This is a genomic window from Brevibacillus sp. 1238 (assembly GCF_029892995.1).
In the GTDB taxonomy this organism is placed as follows: Bacteria; Bacillota; Bacilli; order Brevibacillales; family Brevibacillaceae; genus Brevibacillus; species Brevibacillus parabrevis.
In genome coordinates, this window is sequence record NZ_JARXWC010000002.1 from 350744 (window position 1) to 366717 (window position 15974).

The following is a 15974-nucleotide window of genomic DNA, read 5'->3' on the forward strand; positions in this document are numbered from 1 at the left end:
GCAAGTGAAAGAAAGTGGGCTAGAGGTGGATGAAGCCACGCTGCGCATGAATCTGTGGCTGACGCAAGGATTGGTCTTGGCAGCAGCGGCGATAAGCAGCTTCTGGGTCCACGGATGGAAAGGCACGCTCGGCCTGTTAAGCTTTCAAGGCTGGCCGGGAATAGGGATTGCGTGCTGTGTAGCAGTAGGCATCGTTGTGCTTAACCTGGTCATGGAGATTTTTTTACCCAAGCGCTGGCAGGACGATGGCAGCTTGAACGAGAAGATTTTTGGAGCCATGTCTCCGGGCATGACCGTCATGATCTGTGTGATCGTCGGATTTGCTGAGGAGTGGCTGTTTCGCGGTGTGATCCAACCGTTTGCCGGAAATGGCTGGACGAGCTTTCTTTTTACGCTCGTGCATGTGCGCTATTTGAAAAAGCCGCTCCTGATCGTAAGCGTATTTGGCACTAGCTGGCTGTTGGGGATGCTGATGGAGCAGCAAATGTCTTTATGGCCGCCGATTGTCGCCCATATTGTCATTGATGTTTCGCTGGCGTTTTATTTGCAAAGGACACTCAAAAAGGCAAAGGGGGAGGAAGAGTGAATCTGGAAATGAACCAATTGCCGCCTCGACGCTCCCGGCATAATCGGACAAAAACGTCGTCGGTACGGTTTAAAACATGGGTCAAATCAGGACTCTTCGTATTCGGGATTTTGTTTTTCGGATTGATTGGCTTTGAACTGTATAAAGCGAACGTTGCCCGCAGCACAGAAGGAAACACGGAAGCCGTAGAGACACAAGCGGTTAGCGAGAGCGACGAGACGGTGGCGAAGGCGGAAAGCACTCCAACTACATCAGAGAGCGAACCGACTTCGGTTGTTCTTCCGGCTACGCCTGCCGAGACATCAGCAGCAGCCGAGCAAAAAGGGACAGAGGAAGCGACCAGCAAGCCTGCTTCTGCCCCTGTGGAGCCAACTTCGGGCGTTTCTGCCACCCCTGCTCCGGTCACTCCAGTCGCGAGCAGCACTCCGGCAACCACTCCCAAAAAGGAAAACAAGCCCGTTCAGACGCAAGCCAAGCCACCAGCGGCGCCCGCGACGGCAACTCCTGTGCAGAAGCCGGCAGAGACGGCGCAAAAACCGCGAGTCGTCAAGCATGTCGTGCAAAAAGGCGAGACGCTGTTCATGTTGTCTCGCAAGTACTTCGGCAACAATTCCAACGTTTCGCGCATCGCCAGATATAACGGCTTTCATACGCAGGCACAGCTTGTAGAAGGAAAAGTCGTGCTTGTCCCGCTCGCTCCGTAATGGTTTCGGAGCGCAGCGGTTATGCTAATGGCAAACCGTTGGAGCAGTGGGGGACTTGCGATGTACGATACCATCATTGTAGGCGGCGGAATTGCAGGACTCCAGACGGCAATTCAGCTCGCCAGAAGCTTGCGGCGCGTAGTCGTGATCGATGCGCCGGGAGGACGATCAGCAGTCGCCAAAGCCTACCGGAACATCCTCGGATTTTCCGAAGGGGTCAGTGGCGATTTTTTTCGTCAGGAAGGGCAAAAGCACGCGGCCCGGTTTGGTGCCGAGTTCATCGTGGATGAGGTTACGGACCTTTCAGTTGCTGCGAATGGAGAGTTTTTCGTGACAGTCAAGGGTCAGGCCAATAAACTGCGGGCGAAAACGCTGGTCATGGCAACGGGAATGGCCGATCCTTTCCCGGCAATTGCCGAGCTGCGCGACTGTCTTGGGCTATCGGTATTCATTTGCCCGGATTGTGACGGCTATGAATGTGTCGAGCAAACAACAGCGGTCATCGGCGATGGCAAGCACGCTGTCCAGATGGCCGAGGAGCTGTCGTATTACACGCGCAGTCTGCTCGTGATCAACCATGGGGGCAGCGCGGTCAGCGACCAGGAGCATGCCATCCTCAACCGTCTGAAGATCGCCTACCATGAAGCGCGGGTCGAACAGTTGGTGCAAGCCGATGGCCTTCTGCAAACTGTGCAGCTTGCTTCCGGCGAAAAGCTGGCTGTGTCACGGGCGTTTTTGGCCTTTCCTGGTGCGACGGCCAAGGCCGGACTGTTGCAAGCCTTTTCTGTACATATCGATGAAAAAGGCCACGTAAGAACGAACCCGCGCACAAAGGAGACGGATCATCCCAACGTTTGGGCAGTCGGGGACATCGCTTGCCACTCCCAGCAAGTTGCAATCGCCATGGGAGACGGCGCGCAGGCTGCTATCTGGATTCACAAGCGGCTGCGCGAACAGGAAAACAAGGCGTGAAGCGGACGCAGAAAGACAAACGGCAAAGCGAAGGGGCAACAGGAGAGCGAAAAAGGATTGCGCGAGAACAAACGCCCAAGCATGCGGCGTTTTTTTTCTGTTCGGACTAGGCGCGCCCGGAACCCGAACGAGCGGGATTCAATATATATGGGGGGAAGATAAAAATCGGGAGGCTTCGAAAAATCATGCTGGTCATGGGGAGGAGCTTGTTCGTCGGACTTCTGGCATGGCTATTGGGAAGTGCTGCCCAGCAGGTTTTTCCTGCGAAACATTTGCATGCAGAGCGAATCGGGGATTGGGTGTCGATGTTTCTGTTTTCGCCTGTGGAGATCATTCTGTCTGCGCTCCTGTTCATCGGAGCTACTGCCTTGCTGTTCGGGCTGTTGCATTTTCACATCAGCCAGTACCTGTACGGCCGCATGCTGCAAACGGGCTGGCTCCATGGACCGTTATGCTTCTTCTCCTTTTTTGTCCTGCTGATCCAATTTGTCAAAATGCCCGTTCCCACCTTCCTGGCGGCCACAGTCGCGCTCATGATTGGATGGCGATAACGCGAGCAGCTTTTCCTGGGAAAGCGCAGGAAATGACAGGCTGCTACAAAGTTTGCTTTTCAAACGTCCGAATCGACACGTGTGTGCGAAAGTGCACGAAGAGCCGCGTAGAGTGTCAGGTGGCTATGTTCCCGCTACTAAATGTGATATGATAGGACTACCCCGGATTTTCCCAAATGCGAAAAAAATGGTTGAATGCAGCGCAGGCATTCGTCGGAAAATGCGGAGAACTCTTACAGGCTCAGCATCATATTTTGTAGTACGACTGGATGGCGAGGAGGGACAGTCATGCGTGTTGAACGCCTTGGTCAAGACAAAATACGAATCTTTTTAACGTTTGACGACCTAACAGAGCGCGGGATAGAAAAAGAAGACATGTGGCGTGACATTCCTAAAGTTCATGAACTGTTCAACGACATGATGGAGCAGGCTTATCACGAGTTAGGGTTTGAAGTGTCAGGGCCTGTTGCAGTTGAAGTGTTCGCCTTGCCAGCTCAGGGTATGGTCGTGATCGTTACTCGCGGCAAAACAGGCTCAAAGGACGGAAAAGAAGAAGAATTCGAGGACGAGGAAGTATATGAATTAGAAGTCACCCTAGAGGAAAGCGATCTAATCATTTACGCCTTCCGTGACTTTGAGCATATGGTTGAAGCTGCCCACCGTATCAATGCTTTGCTGACCAATGGAGGGGCGGCCTACTTCTACCAGGGGAAATATCATCTGGTGTTAGAAGAGGTGGAATTGGATCAGGAGCGATACCACAAATTGATTGCGATTCTCTCTGAGTACGGGGAAGCGACGCCGACAACGATTTATGTCCTGGAAGAATACGGCAAGGTTGTCGTTGCCGACGATGCTGTCAAGGAAATATGCAGACATTTCACGTGAGACGCAAGGAAATGGTGAAGTGCCTGGGAGAATAAACAGCACCTAGTGGCTACTAGGTGCTTTTGCTGTCTCGATTATTTTCAGACGCCCATGCCTTCGAACAAGTCGGCTTCTTTTTTGTCAGCGGAAACGGAATAGCTAGGCAGATTGTGCCAGGCCAAAATGTAGTGGTTGCTTGGCGGAACCGCGTCAAATCCGCCGGAAGGAACACCCGGGAAGACGCGCTCTACCGAGAGGTGCTGCGTTTTGTGCGCACGCAGGGCGGCTGCCACTTGCGGTTTGTACTCGGGAGCGTTGATGATGGTAGTAATGTTCTCGATCGGATCGGAAAACGGCGGCTCGATCGCTCCGAACGGTCCATTGGAAGGGCGTGTCGCGTAGTAGAGCTTGCGCACGCTCGTCTCAGCACCCAACGTCTGGACAGCCTTGGTTGTGGCTTGGGAAATCGCCTGATGGTCCGGGTGTCCCGAGATGCCATGCGGGGCAAACGTAACGAGGACAGCAGGCTGCAATACCTCGATCGCTTGATGAATGCGCTTGACCAGCTCGTCGACGGGCACTGTATTCAACAGCTTATCCTGATAATCCCACAGCTCCACGCTCGCAAGTCCGAGAAGGGAAGCAGCCTCTCGCAATTCCTGCTCGCGGTATGCGGGCAATTGTTCGATGGAGCAAAGCGGGGGATTGCCTGGCTTGCCAGCTTGGCCTCTCGTAGCGCAAAGCAAGTGGCACTCTGCCTTGTTTTCCTGGGTGTATTTGGAAATCGTAATGCCGGACGCGAAGGTTTCGTCGTCTGGATGAGCGTAAACGAACAAAATGTTATTTTTTTTCATAAAAACGCCTCCATGAATAAACTTCCAGAATTACTGTTTCCATTATGACATAAATCGATGGGTTCGGTAATGAAAGTGTGCACTTTGGGAACACTACAACGACCAAGCAGTGTGCGTTTTTAGGGACAGGAAGCCGCGTCCGGGCCATTCGTTTGCTGATACAAGCGGCTGGTAAATAGTTGTATTTATATGCAGGCAAACAGAAGAAAACGTTTTCGAAATGGAAAAAAAACTTTTTTTCGCTTCTCATACCTGATACAAGCGTGTATACTAAAGGCTGCATTGACCGATAACATTTTTGAGGTGGTAAGTAATGGGTAATCAAGACGTGGTAACCGAAAGCACCGAAGGGAAAGAAAAGCAAGAAACATTGAACTTGCTGCACTCGACTCAAACGGTGATCAAGGAAGCACTGGATAAACTAGGTTACCAAGAATCGATGTTTGAACTCTTGAAGGAGCCGCTACGCGTTTTGACCGTACGCATTCCGGTTCGCATGGATAACGGCGAAGTAAAGGTGTTTACGGGCTATCGTGCTCAGCACAACGATGCAGTTGGTCCGACCAAGGGGGGCATTCGTTTCCACCCGGAAGTTACTGAGGATGAAGTTAAAGCACTTTCTATCTGGATGAGCCTCAAAGCCGGTATCGTCGACCTGCCATATGGCGGTGGTAAAGGCGGTATCATTTGCGACCCGCGTGAAATGTCCTTCCGTGAACTGGAAAGACTGAGCCGCGGTTACGTTCGCGCAATCAGCCAACTTGTGGGTCCAACGAAAGACATTCCGGCTCCGGACGTCTTCACGAACTCGCAAATCATGGCATGGATGATGGACGAATATAGCCGTATCCGTGAATTTGACTCGCCTGGTTTCATTACCGGTAAACCGATTGCACTTGGTGGTTCGCATGGACGTGAAACAGCAACAGCCAAAGGGGTTACCATTTGCATTCGCGAAGCAGCAAAACGCCGCAACATCGATGTAAAAGGTGCACGCGTTGTCGTTCAAGGTTTTGGTAACGCTGGTAGCTACCTGGCGAAATTCATGCACGATGCAGGAGCAAAAGTAGTAGGTATCTCCGATGCTTACGGCGCTCTGCATGATCCAAACGGTTTGGATATCGACTATTTGCTCGATCGTCGCGATTCCTTCGGTACCGTAACGAAGTTGTTCAACAACACCATCACGAACAAAGAGCTGCTTGAACTGGATTGCGACATTCTCGTACCAGCGGCTATCGAAAACCAAATCACTGCTGCAAACGCTCACAACATCAAGGCGCAAATCGTCGTAGAAGCGGCTAACGGCCCGACTACACTCGAAGCAACCAAGATTTTGACTGAGCGCGGCATTCTGCTTGTACCAGACGTACTGGCAAGTGCTGGTGGTGTAACCGTTTCTTACTTCGAGTGGGTACAGAACAACCAAGGTTACTACTGGAGCGAAGAAGAAGTAGAAGAGAAATTGGAAAAAGTAATGGTTCGCTCGTTTGAAAGTGTTTATTCCTTGTCGCAAACGCGCCGTGTGGACATGCGCCTTTCCGCTTACATGGTCGGTGCACGCAAAATGGCAGAAGCTTCTCGCTTCCGCGGCTGGGTTTAATCAAACAAACGACCCTCCATATATTGAGAAGAAACAGGCTTCGCCTCATGTGGGCGAAGCCTTTGTTTTTTGGTTGAACAAAAGCGGAAAAGCAATGAAAACCCCCTCCTTGTCGAAGCAAAGAGGGGGTTTGTTCATTTCATTTTTATTGATCAAACAACTTTTGCAGTTCCTGGAAGTCGCGCGTCGTCTGCAAGGTGACGATCAGCTTGAGGCGAGCTTTTTGACCATTCAGACCGTTAGAGAAAATAATGCCCATTTCTTTCAGCTTGCGGCCGCCGCCTTCGTAGTCGTAAATGTCCTGAACTTGTCCATTGTAGCAGCGGGACACGAGAACGATGGGGATTCCGCGATCCAGCAGTTGCTGCAGCGTCGGGATGATCGCTGGCGGCAGATTGCCGAGACCGAATGCTTCGATGACCAATCCGTCAATCGGTTGCTCCAGCAAAAATTGCAGCCAAGCTGGCTCCATGCCGGCAACGGCCTTGATCAGCGGCACATTCGCATCGGCGTGGGTGATGTTGTAATGCTCGCGATCCAATGGAGCGTGATGATACTGCACGCTTTTTTTCGCGATTGTTCCGATCGGGCCGTATTGCGGCGATTGGAATGTGGCGACGTTGCTCGTATGGGTTTTCGTCACATGGCAAGCGGCGTGGATTTCATCGTTGAACACGACAATCACGCCTTTGTTCAGACTGGCTGGATCAGCGGCAGCGCGAACGGAGGAAATCAGATTGACCGGACCGTCAGCGCCAAGCTCGTTGCTGCTGCGCATAGCCCCGGTAACAACGATCGGAACATTGACGGAAAGCGTCAGGTCAAGGAAATACGCTGTCTCTTCCAATGTATCGGTTCCGTGCGTGATGACGACCCCATCATACTGCTCCTGGCGAAATTCTTCTTCGATTTGCAGACGCAAGTCGTTCATGATCTTGGGAGTCATGTGCGGGCTTGGCAAATTCAGTACGTTTTTCATGGTGACGTCCGCGTAACGCTCTAAAAAAGGAAGGATTTTGTTTACAGCTTGGTCATCCAGCGGTTTGACGCCTTCTGTGTCATCTACGGACATGGCGATCGTGCCACCAGTATTGACTACCAATATTTTTTTTGTCATGATCTCTCTCCTGTAGCGGGTTTTCATCAACCATTATTCATGGTACGATGAATAACAGCCTTGTGTAAAGGAGCAATAAAAGATGATCGCAATGATCGGCGCGGCAATTGCCCCCGGTATCGCCATCATGAGTTATTTTTACCTGCGTGACAGTCTCGAACCGGAACCGATTTCCATGGTTATCCGGTCGTTTATCTTTGGGATGCTGCTGGTGATTCCGATTATGGTACTCCAGTACATCATGCAGAATGAATGGAACTGGCGGAGCGGAATTGTCGCGGAAATCATCCAGTCCGCTGTAGTAGAAGAGTTTTTCAAATGGATGGTCATCTTTTTCACAGTCTACAAGCATGTGGAATTTGATGAGCCTTACGATGGAATTGTGTATGCAGTCGCCGTGTCGCTCGGTTTTGCCACTTTGGAAAACTTGTTTTATTTGATCATCAACGGGATGAATATTGCCTTCTGGCGCGCCTTTTTGCCTGTCTCCAGCCACGCGCTTTTCGCTGTATGGATGGGCTATTATTTGGGGCGGGCCAAGTTCTCGCAAAACAGCAAGCAGGAAAAAACGTTTCTCTGGCTGTCCATCGTCCTGCCGATTGGACTTCACGCTTTGTACAACGCCATTTTTCTTTCGATCCAAAACTGGCTGGTAGTCATCGTGCCATTCATGCTGATCCTTTGGTGGCAAGGCTTGAAAAAGGTGCAGCGCGCTCATGAATACGGTTCTAAAAATCTTTCTTCGCGTCCACAATAGACGTTAAGGAGGAGACGAGACGTGCTGAAATCCGAACGAGCAAAAGTGACCATTCAATGCAATGTATGTGGAGAAAAATTTACCCTCCGCGGTCGCAGGGAACCAGGCGGGCAAGTGGAAACGGGATTCAAGCAATGCCTGTGCGACAACGACCAGCATTTTCGCATTGACGAATCGTAAAAAACAAATAGCAAGCCAGACAAAAAGACCGATGCCAAGCGTATCGGTCTTTTTGTGCTGGAAGCCTCTGGATTGGCGATTCCTCTCGCATTTTCATGCATAATCCATTCTTCCTCCACTAACACTATGCAAAGATTTCAATTCATGCCAAGGAGGTCTTATGCCGTGCAAAAAATCTGGATCGCAGGTGTGCTGATCTTGTTCGTGGTGGCAGGCTTTTGCGGGTACGAGATTTTCTCCAATGAAAACAGCGCGGTGGCCGCACGCGGGACACAGATGGCAGCACCGGCAAAGCAAAGCCAGACAAAGTCCAAAGCGAGCTTTCATCCTTCGCGGATATCGGAGAACGACCTCAAGCTGATGGCGAACGCCGTGTACGGAGAGGCCAGAGGAGAACCGTTTGAAGGCCAGGTGGCGATTGCTGCCGTCATTTTAAACCGCGTCAAAAGCCCGTCCTTTCCTGATACGCCATCGGCTGTCATTTTTGAGCCGCGAGCATTCACGGCAGTGGCGGACGGGCAAATCTGGCTGGCCCCGAACGAGAGTGCGCGCAAGGCTGTCAAAAATGCATTGAACGGGTGGGACCCATCGGGAGGCTGCACCTACTACTTCAACCCGGTAACAGCGACGTCCAAATGGATTTGGAGCAGGCCGCAAGTCAAAAAAATCGGGAAGCATATTTTTTGCAGGTAAAGGCTTTTCAATCAGAATAGAAGGAGTGGCAAGGGATGGTATATGGAGCAACGGCGCGCGTCTTGTTACCCATAGCCTTGGTTGCCTTGGTAGGCGCGGGGATGTGGGGGTACCAGGAGCACAACGAAAAAAACTCGGTTTTGATCAAAGCGGAAAACTCGTATCAGCGGGCTTTTCACGATTTGACTTACCATATCGACAAATTGCATGACGAACTGGGCAAGTCATTGGTCGTCAATTCCCGCCGGCAAATGACGCCGACCTTGACCAACGTTTGGCGTCTAGCCTACGCAGCCCAATCGGATGTGGGCCAGCTTCCGCTTACGTTGATGCCTTTCAGCAACACAGAGGAGATGCTTTCGCGTGTAGCCGATTTCTCTTACCGGGTTGCTGTGCGCGATCTGGACAAGGAGCCGCTTAGCGACAAGGAGTACGGCACCTTGAAAAGCTTGCATAAACAAGCCCAGGACATTCAGGATCAGTTGCGCAACGTCCAGGCCAATGTCATCGACAAGCAACTGCGCTGGATGGACGTAGAGACGGCGCTCGCGTCAGACGACAAGAAGTCGGACAACACAATCGTAGACGGATTCCAGACGATCGAGAAAAAAGTGCAGGAGTTTCCGGATTTGGACTGGGGAGTGGGCATCCAGAGCCTGGACAAGAAAAAACAGCAACGAATCCAGGGAATTGACGGCAAGCCCGCCACCGCTGAGGATGCGAAGAAAAGCGCACTGGAATTTTTGCGCATCAACGCGTCTGACGCCAAGGTGGAAGTCGATGAAAACGGAAAAGGACAAACGTACACAGCTTACAGTGTCCGCGTCATTCCGAACGGACAGAAAGCGGCGATCAACCTCGATGTGACCAAACGCGGCGGCAAAGTCGTCTGGATGATGAACGAGCGTGAGATCGGGGAAGAAAAACTCGATATGAAGCAAGCGCAAGAGAGAGGCGAAGAGTTTTTGCGCAAGCATGGCTTCGGGGATATGGTTGTTTCCGAGATCGACAGCTATGACCGCAATGCGCTGTTCACGTTTGTGCCCGTCCAGGATGGCGTGCGCATCTATCCGGATTCCGTGACGATTGAGATCGCGCTGGACAACGGAGAAGTGACCGCATTCAACTCTACGGAATACTTGTTCAATCACAAACAACGCCTGCTGTCCAAGCCGCGTCTGTCCAAAGAAGAGGCGCGCAAAAAAGTAAATCCGAGCGTGAAAGTCACCAGCGAGCGGCTGGCTTTGATCGAAGGGAAAAATGACGGCAAAGAAGTTTTGACCTGGGAGCTGACGGGCAGCTTTGAAGGAAATTCATACATGGTGTACATCAACGCCATGAACGGCGACGAGGAAGAAGTCGTGAAAATGGAGACTGGCACAGACCGGGAGAATCAGCAATAAGCGCGGAAAAATGCAAGGGGAAAGCTGAATTTGACGGCTTTCCCTATTTGCTGATTCGAAAGAAAAGAGTATATAATGAGGGGGTGAGAGGGAAAAGGAGGAACATTTGCTATATGATGCTTCCACGAGTAGGACAAACCATACGACTTCACTTCACGGGTTCCTCTGAAGAAGAAACAGAGTTGGATGCTTTCAAAAGCCGCGTCACCGACTTGACAGAAGAGGTAGCTTCTATCGAATTGCCGACCAGTGAAAACACGGGAAGAACCGGAGTATTTCGGCCCGGCACAAGCTGCCTGGTCTGGTACGTAGGAGAGGACGGCTCTCGCTATGAGTTCCATACCTCCATCGTCGGCAGAGAAAGCGCGCATATCCCGGTGCTGTTGTTGCAATTGCCGAATAAAGAGGAGATTGTGCGCACACAACGGCGCAATTACTTGCGTATCGAAACGACGCTGGACATCGCCGTAAAGCATCAGGACCCGATGCGGCGCTATCATTTTTTGGCGCGAACGATCGACATCAGCGGTGGCGGTCTGTCTTTCAGCTGCGACGAGTCCTATCGTTTGCGGGAAAAGGATTTGCTCCAGGTCTGGATATCGCTGCCTAGCCGAACTGGCCAGGTGCAGCATGCATTTGCCGAACTGGAGGTCGTCAGACAAAAGGCGCCGGAAGAGAAGGGCTTGCATCAGTGGATATCAGGGAAGTTTACGAATATCAGTGAACAGGATCGGGTAAAAGTGGTTAGGGCGTGTTACGAAAGACAGCTAGAGCTTCGCAAAAAAGGCGTCGAGGATTGACGCTTTGCCAAAAGGAAGTGACCCCATTGACCAGTCAGTACGACGAGCGTTTTCGCCGATTTTCCAGACGGGTAGAGAAAGGCATCATGATTGGAATTGTGGCCTGCGCCATCGCGCTGACAGCCGGGGAAATCCTGATACAATACGTTCCTGCTCGCGCTTTTCTGATCGAGACAGAACGCTTGGAAGGCGTGTCAGACAAGCCCTAAAGGTTTGCGCATGCTTCCATACTATGGTACTATTATAGATAACATAGAAAACGGCAATGATCGTTTTCGTAGACCGTTTACGGTCATATGTGTGTTTTTCTCCACATGAATGGGAACAGGCTTCGGGCAGAAGCTTTTCTTGTTTTACTCCCTTTCTGAACTACTGTACATAGCAGGTGAGAAGTGAATGAACATAGCAATTGATGGACCTGCGGGAGCAGGGAAAAGCACCGTCGCACAGAAGGTGGCAGGGCAACTGGAATACGTCTATATCGACACGGGTGCCATGTACCGTGCTCTTGCCTGGGGCGTTTCCCACGAGCAGCTTCCGATCAGCGACGAGTCCGCAGTTTCTGCGCTTTTGAAAAACAACAAGATTGGGCTGGTGCGCCAAGCTGGTCGCCAACGCGTGTTCTGGAATGACATCGACGTAACAGATCAGATTCGTTCCACAGAGGTCAGCCAGTACGCCTCTATTGTAGCGAGCTACGGTCCTGTTCGCGAACAAATGCTGGTACTGCAGAGACAGCTCGCCGAACAAGGGAATGTGGTCATGGACGGCAGAGATATCGGAACACATGTCCTGCCTGATGCCGAGGTGAAAATTTTTCTGACAGCTTCCAGTCGTGAACGAGCAGAGAGACGCTGGAAAGAACTGCGTGAAAAAGGAACCGAGACAGACCTTGCCGAGCTGGAAAAAGAAATCGAGGAGCGGGATCGTCGGGATACACAGCGAGAGGTGGCACCGTTGCGCCAGGCGGAAGATGCCGTTTTGGTGGATACAACAGGCATGTCGATTGAGCAGGTGGTTGATCACATCTTGCAAATCTGCGAGCGAACGGGAGAGTCTGCCAAGTGACCTATTACCGTTTATTCCGCGGAATATTCCGCATCATATTTTCGCTTGTCTATCGTTGGCAAGTGATTGGGCGTGAACATATACCTAAGGAAGGCCCGGTGATTTTGTGTGCCAACCACATTTCGCTCTGGGACCCGCCTTTGCTCGGGTCCGGAATTGAACGACAGGTACATTTCATGGCCAAGGAAGAGCTTTTTAAAATCCCGGTATTATCTTTTCTAATCACGAAGTTCGGCGCTTTTCCCGTCAAGAGGGGCGCGGGTGATCGGGCGGCAATCCGCACGACGCTCAAATTGCTCGAAGATGGAAAAATCTTTGGAATTTTCCCTGAGGGAACCCGCAGCAAAACGGGTGAACCGGGAGAAGCGATGTCAGGCGTAGCGATGTTTGCGCTCAAATCGCAAGCCGCGGTCATTCCGGTGGCGATTGTCGGGCCATATCGCGCTTTTCGTCCGATCAAGATCGTCTACGGAAAGCCGATTGATCTCGCCAGCCTGCGCGAAGCGAAAAGCAGCGCTGAAGTGCTGAAAGAGACGAGCGACCTGATCATGACCCACATCAAAGAACTGCGGAGCCAGCATCTTCCCTAAGTCCGGTATAGAATTGACAAAGGGACGAATACTACATTTGCTGGAACTTACTGGCTATGTCAGTGCTAACTGCCAGCCTTCGGGCGACAGTAAAAAATATACTTGCTCCCGCTTCGTGTAATGTGGTTGCTTACAACCTGTACATAGATGGCCTGGGACTGGATGGTATTCAAGGAGGTTTTTTGGATGATGGATGAAACAAACGTAAGCTTGACGGATGCAACAACCATTTCCGTAGGGGATGTCGTAAAAGCGACGGTAACGAAAGTCGAAGACAAACAGGCTCTTGTGGATGTGGGCTACAAATACGACGGCCTAATTCCGATCAGCGAGCTTTCCCCGCTGCATGTAGAAAAAGTGGCTGACGTCGTTTCGGTTGGCGACACGTTTGAAGTGAAAGTAATCAAGCTCAATGATGAAAAAGAAGAACTCGTCGTGTCCAAAAAAGCTGTCGCGATGGAATCTTCCTGGGCTGATCTGGAGCAAAAAATGCAGGCTGGCACCATCATCGAAGCAACCGTAAAAGAAGTAGTAAAAGGCGGCCTGGTTGTAGATGTAGGCGTTCGCGGCTTCATTCCTGCATCCATGGTAGAGCGTCACTTCGTAGAAGATTTCTCCGATTACAAAGGCAAGTCCCTGACGCTGAAAGTGGTCGAGATGGACAAAGAGAAGAACAAAGTGATTCTCTCCCACAAAGCGGTGCTGGAAGATGAAGCAAAAGCGCAAAAACAGTCCATTCTGGATCAAATCCAAGTAGGTCAAGTGCTGGAAGGAACCGTTCAACGCATGACTGACTTTGGCGTATTCGTGGACATCGGCGGAGTAGACGGTCTGGTGCACGTATCCGAGCTGGCTTGGAACCGCGTTGAAAAACCGTCCGATGTAGTGAAGGAAGGCGACAAAGTACAGGTGAAGGTGCTCAAGATCGACCGTGAAAATGAGCGGATTGGCCTGAGCATCAAGGAAACGCAAGCGGGTCCTTGGGCGAAAGTAGCGGAAGAGTTCAAAGCAGGCTCTGTGGCTACTGGTACGGTTAAACGCCTTGTTTCCTTCGGTGCTTTCGTGGAAGTGGCTCCTGGAATCGAAGGATTGGTTCACATTTCCCAAATCGCGAATCGTCGCGTAAACACTCCTGGCGAGGTGCTCAAAGAAGGTCAGGAAGTGCAAGTGAAGATTCTCGATGTCGTTCCGCAAGAGCAGCGCATCAGCTTGAGCATTCGCGCGGTTGAAGAAGAGCGCGTTGAGCAGGCAGAGCGTGCGAGCAAGCGTGAGCAACAACAATTCACGCAAGAAAACAATCAGCCTATGGGCGTGACGCTTGGTGAACTGTTTGCCGATCTGAAAGACAAGTTCAAGTAAGCGGTATAGACGTGAAATGAGGGGGTACGCTTTTGCGTATCCCTTTTTGCTTGGCTGTCAATCAGAGAGGAAAGATAGTTTGACGGGAGGGATACATGCATGGATCGATCCACACGGAAGCTCGATCATATTCGCAACGCGCTGGCAACGGCTGAAAATGGGACAAACTGCTTCGATGATGTCAGTTTTGTCCCAAACAGTGTGCCGAATACAGGATATGAGGAGACGAAGCTTGCGACGGAGTTTGCCACGTTTCGTCTGCCATCCCCTTTTGTCATTAACGCAATGACGGGGGGAGCCGAGGCGACGACGCCAATCAATCAAAAGCTTGCAATTATTGCCAGAGAACGGCAATTGGCGATGGCTGTCGGTTCGCAAATGGCGGCGCTCCGGGACCCGTCCCTAGCTTCCAGCTATCAGATTGTCCGCAAAGAAAATCCACACGGGATCATCTGGGCCAATGTCGGGGCAGAGGCAACGGTTGAGCAGGCGAAAGCAGCGATTGACATGCTGGAGGCGGACGGCCTGCAAATTCATCTGAATGTGATGCAGGAGCTGTTGATGCCGGAGGGAGATCGCGACTTCCGCGGCTATTTGGAGCGCATTCAAAACATCAGCGAAGCAGTAAATGTCCCGGTCATCGTCAAAGAAGTCGGGTTTGGCATGACAAAGGAAACGATGCGCAAACTGCTGGAAGCCGGAATCCGCAGCATCGATGTCGGCGGAAGGGGCGGAACGAATTTTGCCAAAGTGGAAAACATGCGGAGCAGTCACCCGCTGACCATGTTTGAAGACTGGGGCTTTACGACTGTAGAAAGCTTGCTGGAAGCGGACAGCCACATCCACGCCCAGTCGTCCGTTATGGCGACAGGAGGCATACGCCACGGGCTGGATGCATTCAAGGCAATCAGCTTGGGAGCGAAAGCGGTCGGTGTGGCCGGAGCTTTGCTGCGGTTGATTCATACAAAATCGCTTGCAGAATGCCTGGAGGAAGTGGACGCGTGGCATCATCAGATTCGGGTGGCGATGACGGCGCTAGGGATTGTGCAGCTGGCAGACGCAATCAACGTGCCGCTTTTGGTTACAGGAAAAACGGCGGAGCGCGCCCGTTTGCGGGGAATCGTGCTTGATCAGTTGGCCCAGCGCTAAACACGGACAAGCGGGTGATTCATGAAAGGGGAGCGCTTGAGGCATACTTTGGGGAGACAACCACAATTTTGAGGAGATGAACATGAACGAGGGAACCATTGCGCTTCTCATCCAGTGGTCTCTGCTTTGTCTTGTCTGGATGGGAAGCTTTGACGCGCAGCTGCGGGAAATGAACATGGAAAGAAGACGCGTGCTTGCCGTGCTTTGTGCGTTTCTGATCTGCTCCTTTGTCAGCTGGAAATTGTTCTTCGCTCCCATCCAGGTGAGTCTCAGCGGAACGTTGTTGCCCCTTTTTGCAAGTGTGGTCCTCTACACGCGCCTCCCCAAAGCGACGAGAAGACTGTATGTGGTAGGTGCGTTAGGCATCTCTGTCATGGTCTTTTGGCTGCGCTGGCTGTTTTTTACCGATCCGATCCTGCTGTTTTGGGACGAGCGGGTCATTGTGCCAGGAATTAGTGTTGCGGTTGCCTTTTCCATCAGCAAGCTGAACGCGGCCCGGCTGTTCGCGCTTATGCTTGCGCTACCGATGGCGGATGCTCTCCACACGCTCTATTTTTGGCAAGCTTCTGGCACGTGCAGCCTGGGGACGGATTATGCGCAAGATCTTTTGTGGAGCGGCATCTCCTTGCTGGGGCTGGTCAGTTTGCTCTGGTCTGCCATTCGTCGGCTGTTTGGACGGAGAGAGACAGAGCCTTCCCATTCCGACACAGGCAGGTGATCG

The 15974-nt window shown here is 51.7% G+C and carries 18 protein-coding genes and 1 pseudogene; 17 read left to right on the forward strand and 2 right to left on the reverse strand.

Going from position 1 to position 15974, the window contains the following annotated elements; translation table 11 throughout:
- Positions 1–4: 4 nt before the first annotated feature.
- The 5 genes from M2298_RS05530 to M2298_RS05550 all read left to right on the forward strand — a co-directional run bounded on the left by M2298_RS05530 (position 5) and on the right by M2298_RS05550 (position 3701).
- On the forward strand, positions 5–586 hold the full coding sequence (locus M2298_RS05530) for a CPBP family intramembrane glutamic endopeptidase (protein WP_280648302.1): 582 nt from the start codon (positions 5–7) through the stop codon (positions 584–586).
- Positions 583–1290 carry a LysM peptidoglycan-binding domain-containing protein gene (locus tag M2298_RS05535; protein ID WP_173598788.1) on the forward strand — a complete coding sequence of 236 codons (708 nt, stop codon included), beginning with the start codon at positions 583–585 and terminating at the stop codon, positions 1288–1290. Before M2298_RS05530 ends, M2298_RS05535 begins: the two co-directional genes overlap by 4 nt.
- 60 nt (positions 1291–1350) lie before the next feature.
- Positions 1351–2262, forward strand: coding sequence for an NAD(P)/FAD-dependent oxidoreductase (locus tag M2298_RS05540; RefSeq protein ID WP_280648303.1), 912 nt, complete (start codon positions 1351–1353; stop codon positions 2260–2262).
- Positions 2263–2447: 185 nt separating this feature from the next.
- Positions 2448–2813 (forward strand): hypothetical protein, encoded by a 366-nt coding sequence (locus tag M2298_RS05545; RefSeq protein WP_173595800.1) that lies wholly within the window; start codon positions 2448–2450, stop codon positions 2811–2813.
- 288 nt (positions 2814–3101) lie between these two features.
- Entirely contained in the window at positions 3102–3701 is a 600-nt protein-coding gene (locus tag M2298_RS05550; protein ID WP_122963604.1) for a genetic competence negative regulator, read from the forward strand.
- 80 nt (positions 3702–3781) lie between these two features.
- Here M2298_RS05550 and M2298_RS05555 read toward each other — a convergent pair whose 3' ends face one another.
- Positions 3782–4534, reverse strand: coding sequence for a PIG-L deacetylase family protein (locus M2298_RS05555; RefSeq protein WP_173595801.1), 753 nt, complete (start codon positions 4532–4534; stop codon positions 3782–3784).
- Positions 4535–4847: 313 nt separating this feature from the next.
- On the opposite strand from M2298_RS05555, the gene M2298_RS05560 reads away from it, so the two are divergent.
- Positions 4848–6137, forward strand: a complete 1290-nt coding sequence (locus M2298_RS05560) for a Glu/Leu/Phe/Val family dehydrogenase (RefSeq protein WP_063226919.1) — start codon at positions 4848–4850, stop codon at positions 6135–6137.
- A gap of 145 nt (positions 6138–6282) precedes the next feature.
- Here the strand turns inward: M2298_RS05560 and M2298_RS05565 are convergent, their stop codons facing one another.
- Positions 6283–7254: an asparaginase gene (locus M2298_RS05565; protein WP_122963602.1), complete on the reverse strand. Its 972-nt coding sequence runs from the start codon at positions 7252–7254 to the stop codon at positions 6283–6285.
- An 82-nt stretch (positions 7255–7336) separates the two neighbouring features.
- Between M2298_RS05565 and prsW the strand changes: the two genes are divergently transcribed.
- From prsW to M2298_RS05620, 11 genes and pseudogenes are all read left to right on the forward strand, one after another.
- Positions 7337–8011, forward strand: a complete 675-nt coding sequence (gene prsW / locus M2298_RS05570; RefSeq protein WP_063226921.1) for a glutamic-type intramembrane protease PrsW — start codon at positions 7337–7339, stop codon at positions 8009–8011.
- Between the two features lie 21 nt (positions 8012–8032).
- Positions 8033–8191, forward strand: coding sequence for a hypothetical protein (locus M2298_RS05575; RefSeq protein WP_005831362.1), 159 nt, complete (start codon positions 8033–8035; stop codon positions 8189–8191).
- Positions 8192–8286: 95 nt separating this feature from the next.
- Positions 8287–8884: pseudogene (locus M2298_RS05580) on the forward strand (cell wall hydrolase).
- Between the two features lie 35 nt (positions 8885–8919).
- Positions 8920–10287, forward strand: a complete 1368-nt coding sequence (gene ypeB / locus M2298_RS05585; RefSeq protein ID WP_122963600.1) for a germination protein YpeB — start codon at positions 8920–8922, stop codon at positions 10285–10287.
- Between the two features lie 113 nt (positions 10288–10400).
- The gene (locus M2298_RS05590; protein WP_122963599.1) at positions 10401–11087 is read left to right on the forward strand and encodes a flagellar brake protein; all 687 of its coding nucleotides are present in this window, start codon (positions 10401–10403) and stop codon (positions 11085–11087) included.
- Positions 11088–11104: 17 nt separating this feature from the next.
- Positions 11105–11296: a hypothetical protein gene (locus tag M2298_RS05595; protein ID WP_229049950.1), complete on the forward strand. Its 192-nt coding sequence runs from the start codon at positions 11105–11107 to the stop codon at positions 11294–11296.
- Between the two features lie 187 nt (positions 11297–11483).
- Positions 11484–12155: a (d)CMP kinase gene (gene cmk, locus M2298_RS05600; RefSeq protein WP_063226926.1), complete on the forward strand. Its 672-nt coding sequence runs from the start codon at positions 11484–11486 to the stop codon at positions 12153–12155.
- The gene (locus M2298_RS05605; protein WP_063226927.1) at positions 12152–12745 is read left to right on the forward strand and encodes a lysophospholipid acyltransferase family protein; all 594 of its coding nucleotides are present in this window, start codon (positions 12152–12154) and stop codon (positions 12743–12745) included. The genes cmk and M2298_RS05605 overlap by 4 nt, the downstream gene beginning before the upstream one ends.
- Positions 12746–12931: 186 nt before the next feature.
- Positions 12932–14104 carry a 30S ribosomal protein S1 gene (gene rpsA / locus M2298_RS05610; RefSeq protein WP_122963597.1) on the forward strand — a complete coding sequence of 391 codons (1173 nt, stop codon included), beginning with the start codon at positions 12932–12934 and terminating at the stop codon, positions 14102–14104.
- A 99-nt stretch (positions 14105–14203) separates the two neighbouring features.
- Positions 14204–15253 carry a type 2 isopentenyl-diphosphate Delta-isomerase gene (gene fni, locus M2298_RS05615; protein ID WP_280648304.1) on the forward strand — a complete coding sequence of 350 codons (1050 nt, stop codon included), beginning with the start codon at positions 14204–14206 and terminating at the stop codon, positions 15251–15253.
- An 82-nt stretch (positions 15254–15335) separates the two neighbouring features.
- Positions 15336–15971, forward strand: a complete 636-nt coding sequence (locus tag M2298_RS05620; RefSeq protein ID WP_063226930.1) for a YphA family membrane protein — start codon at positions 15336–15338, stop codon at positions 15969–15971.
- Positions 15972–15974 lie beyond the last annotated feature (3 nt).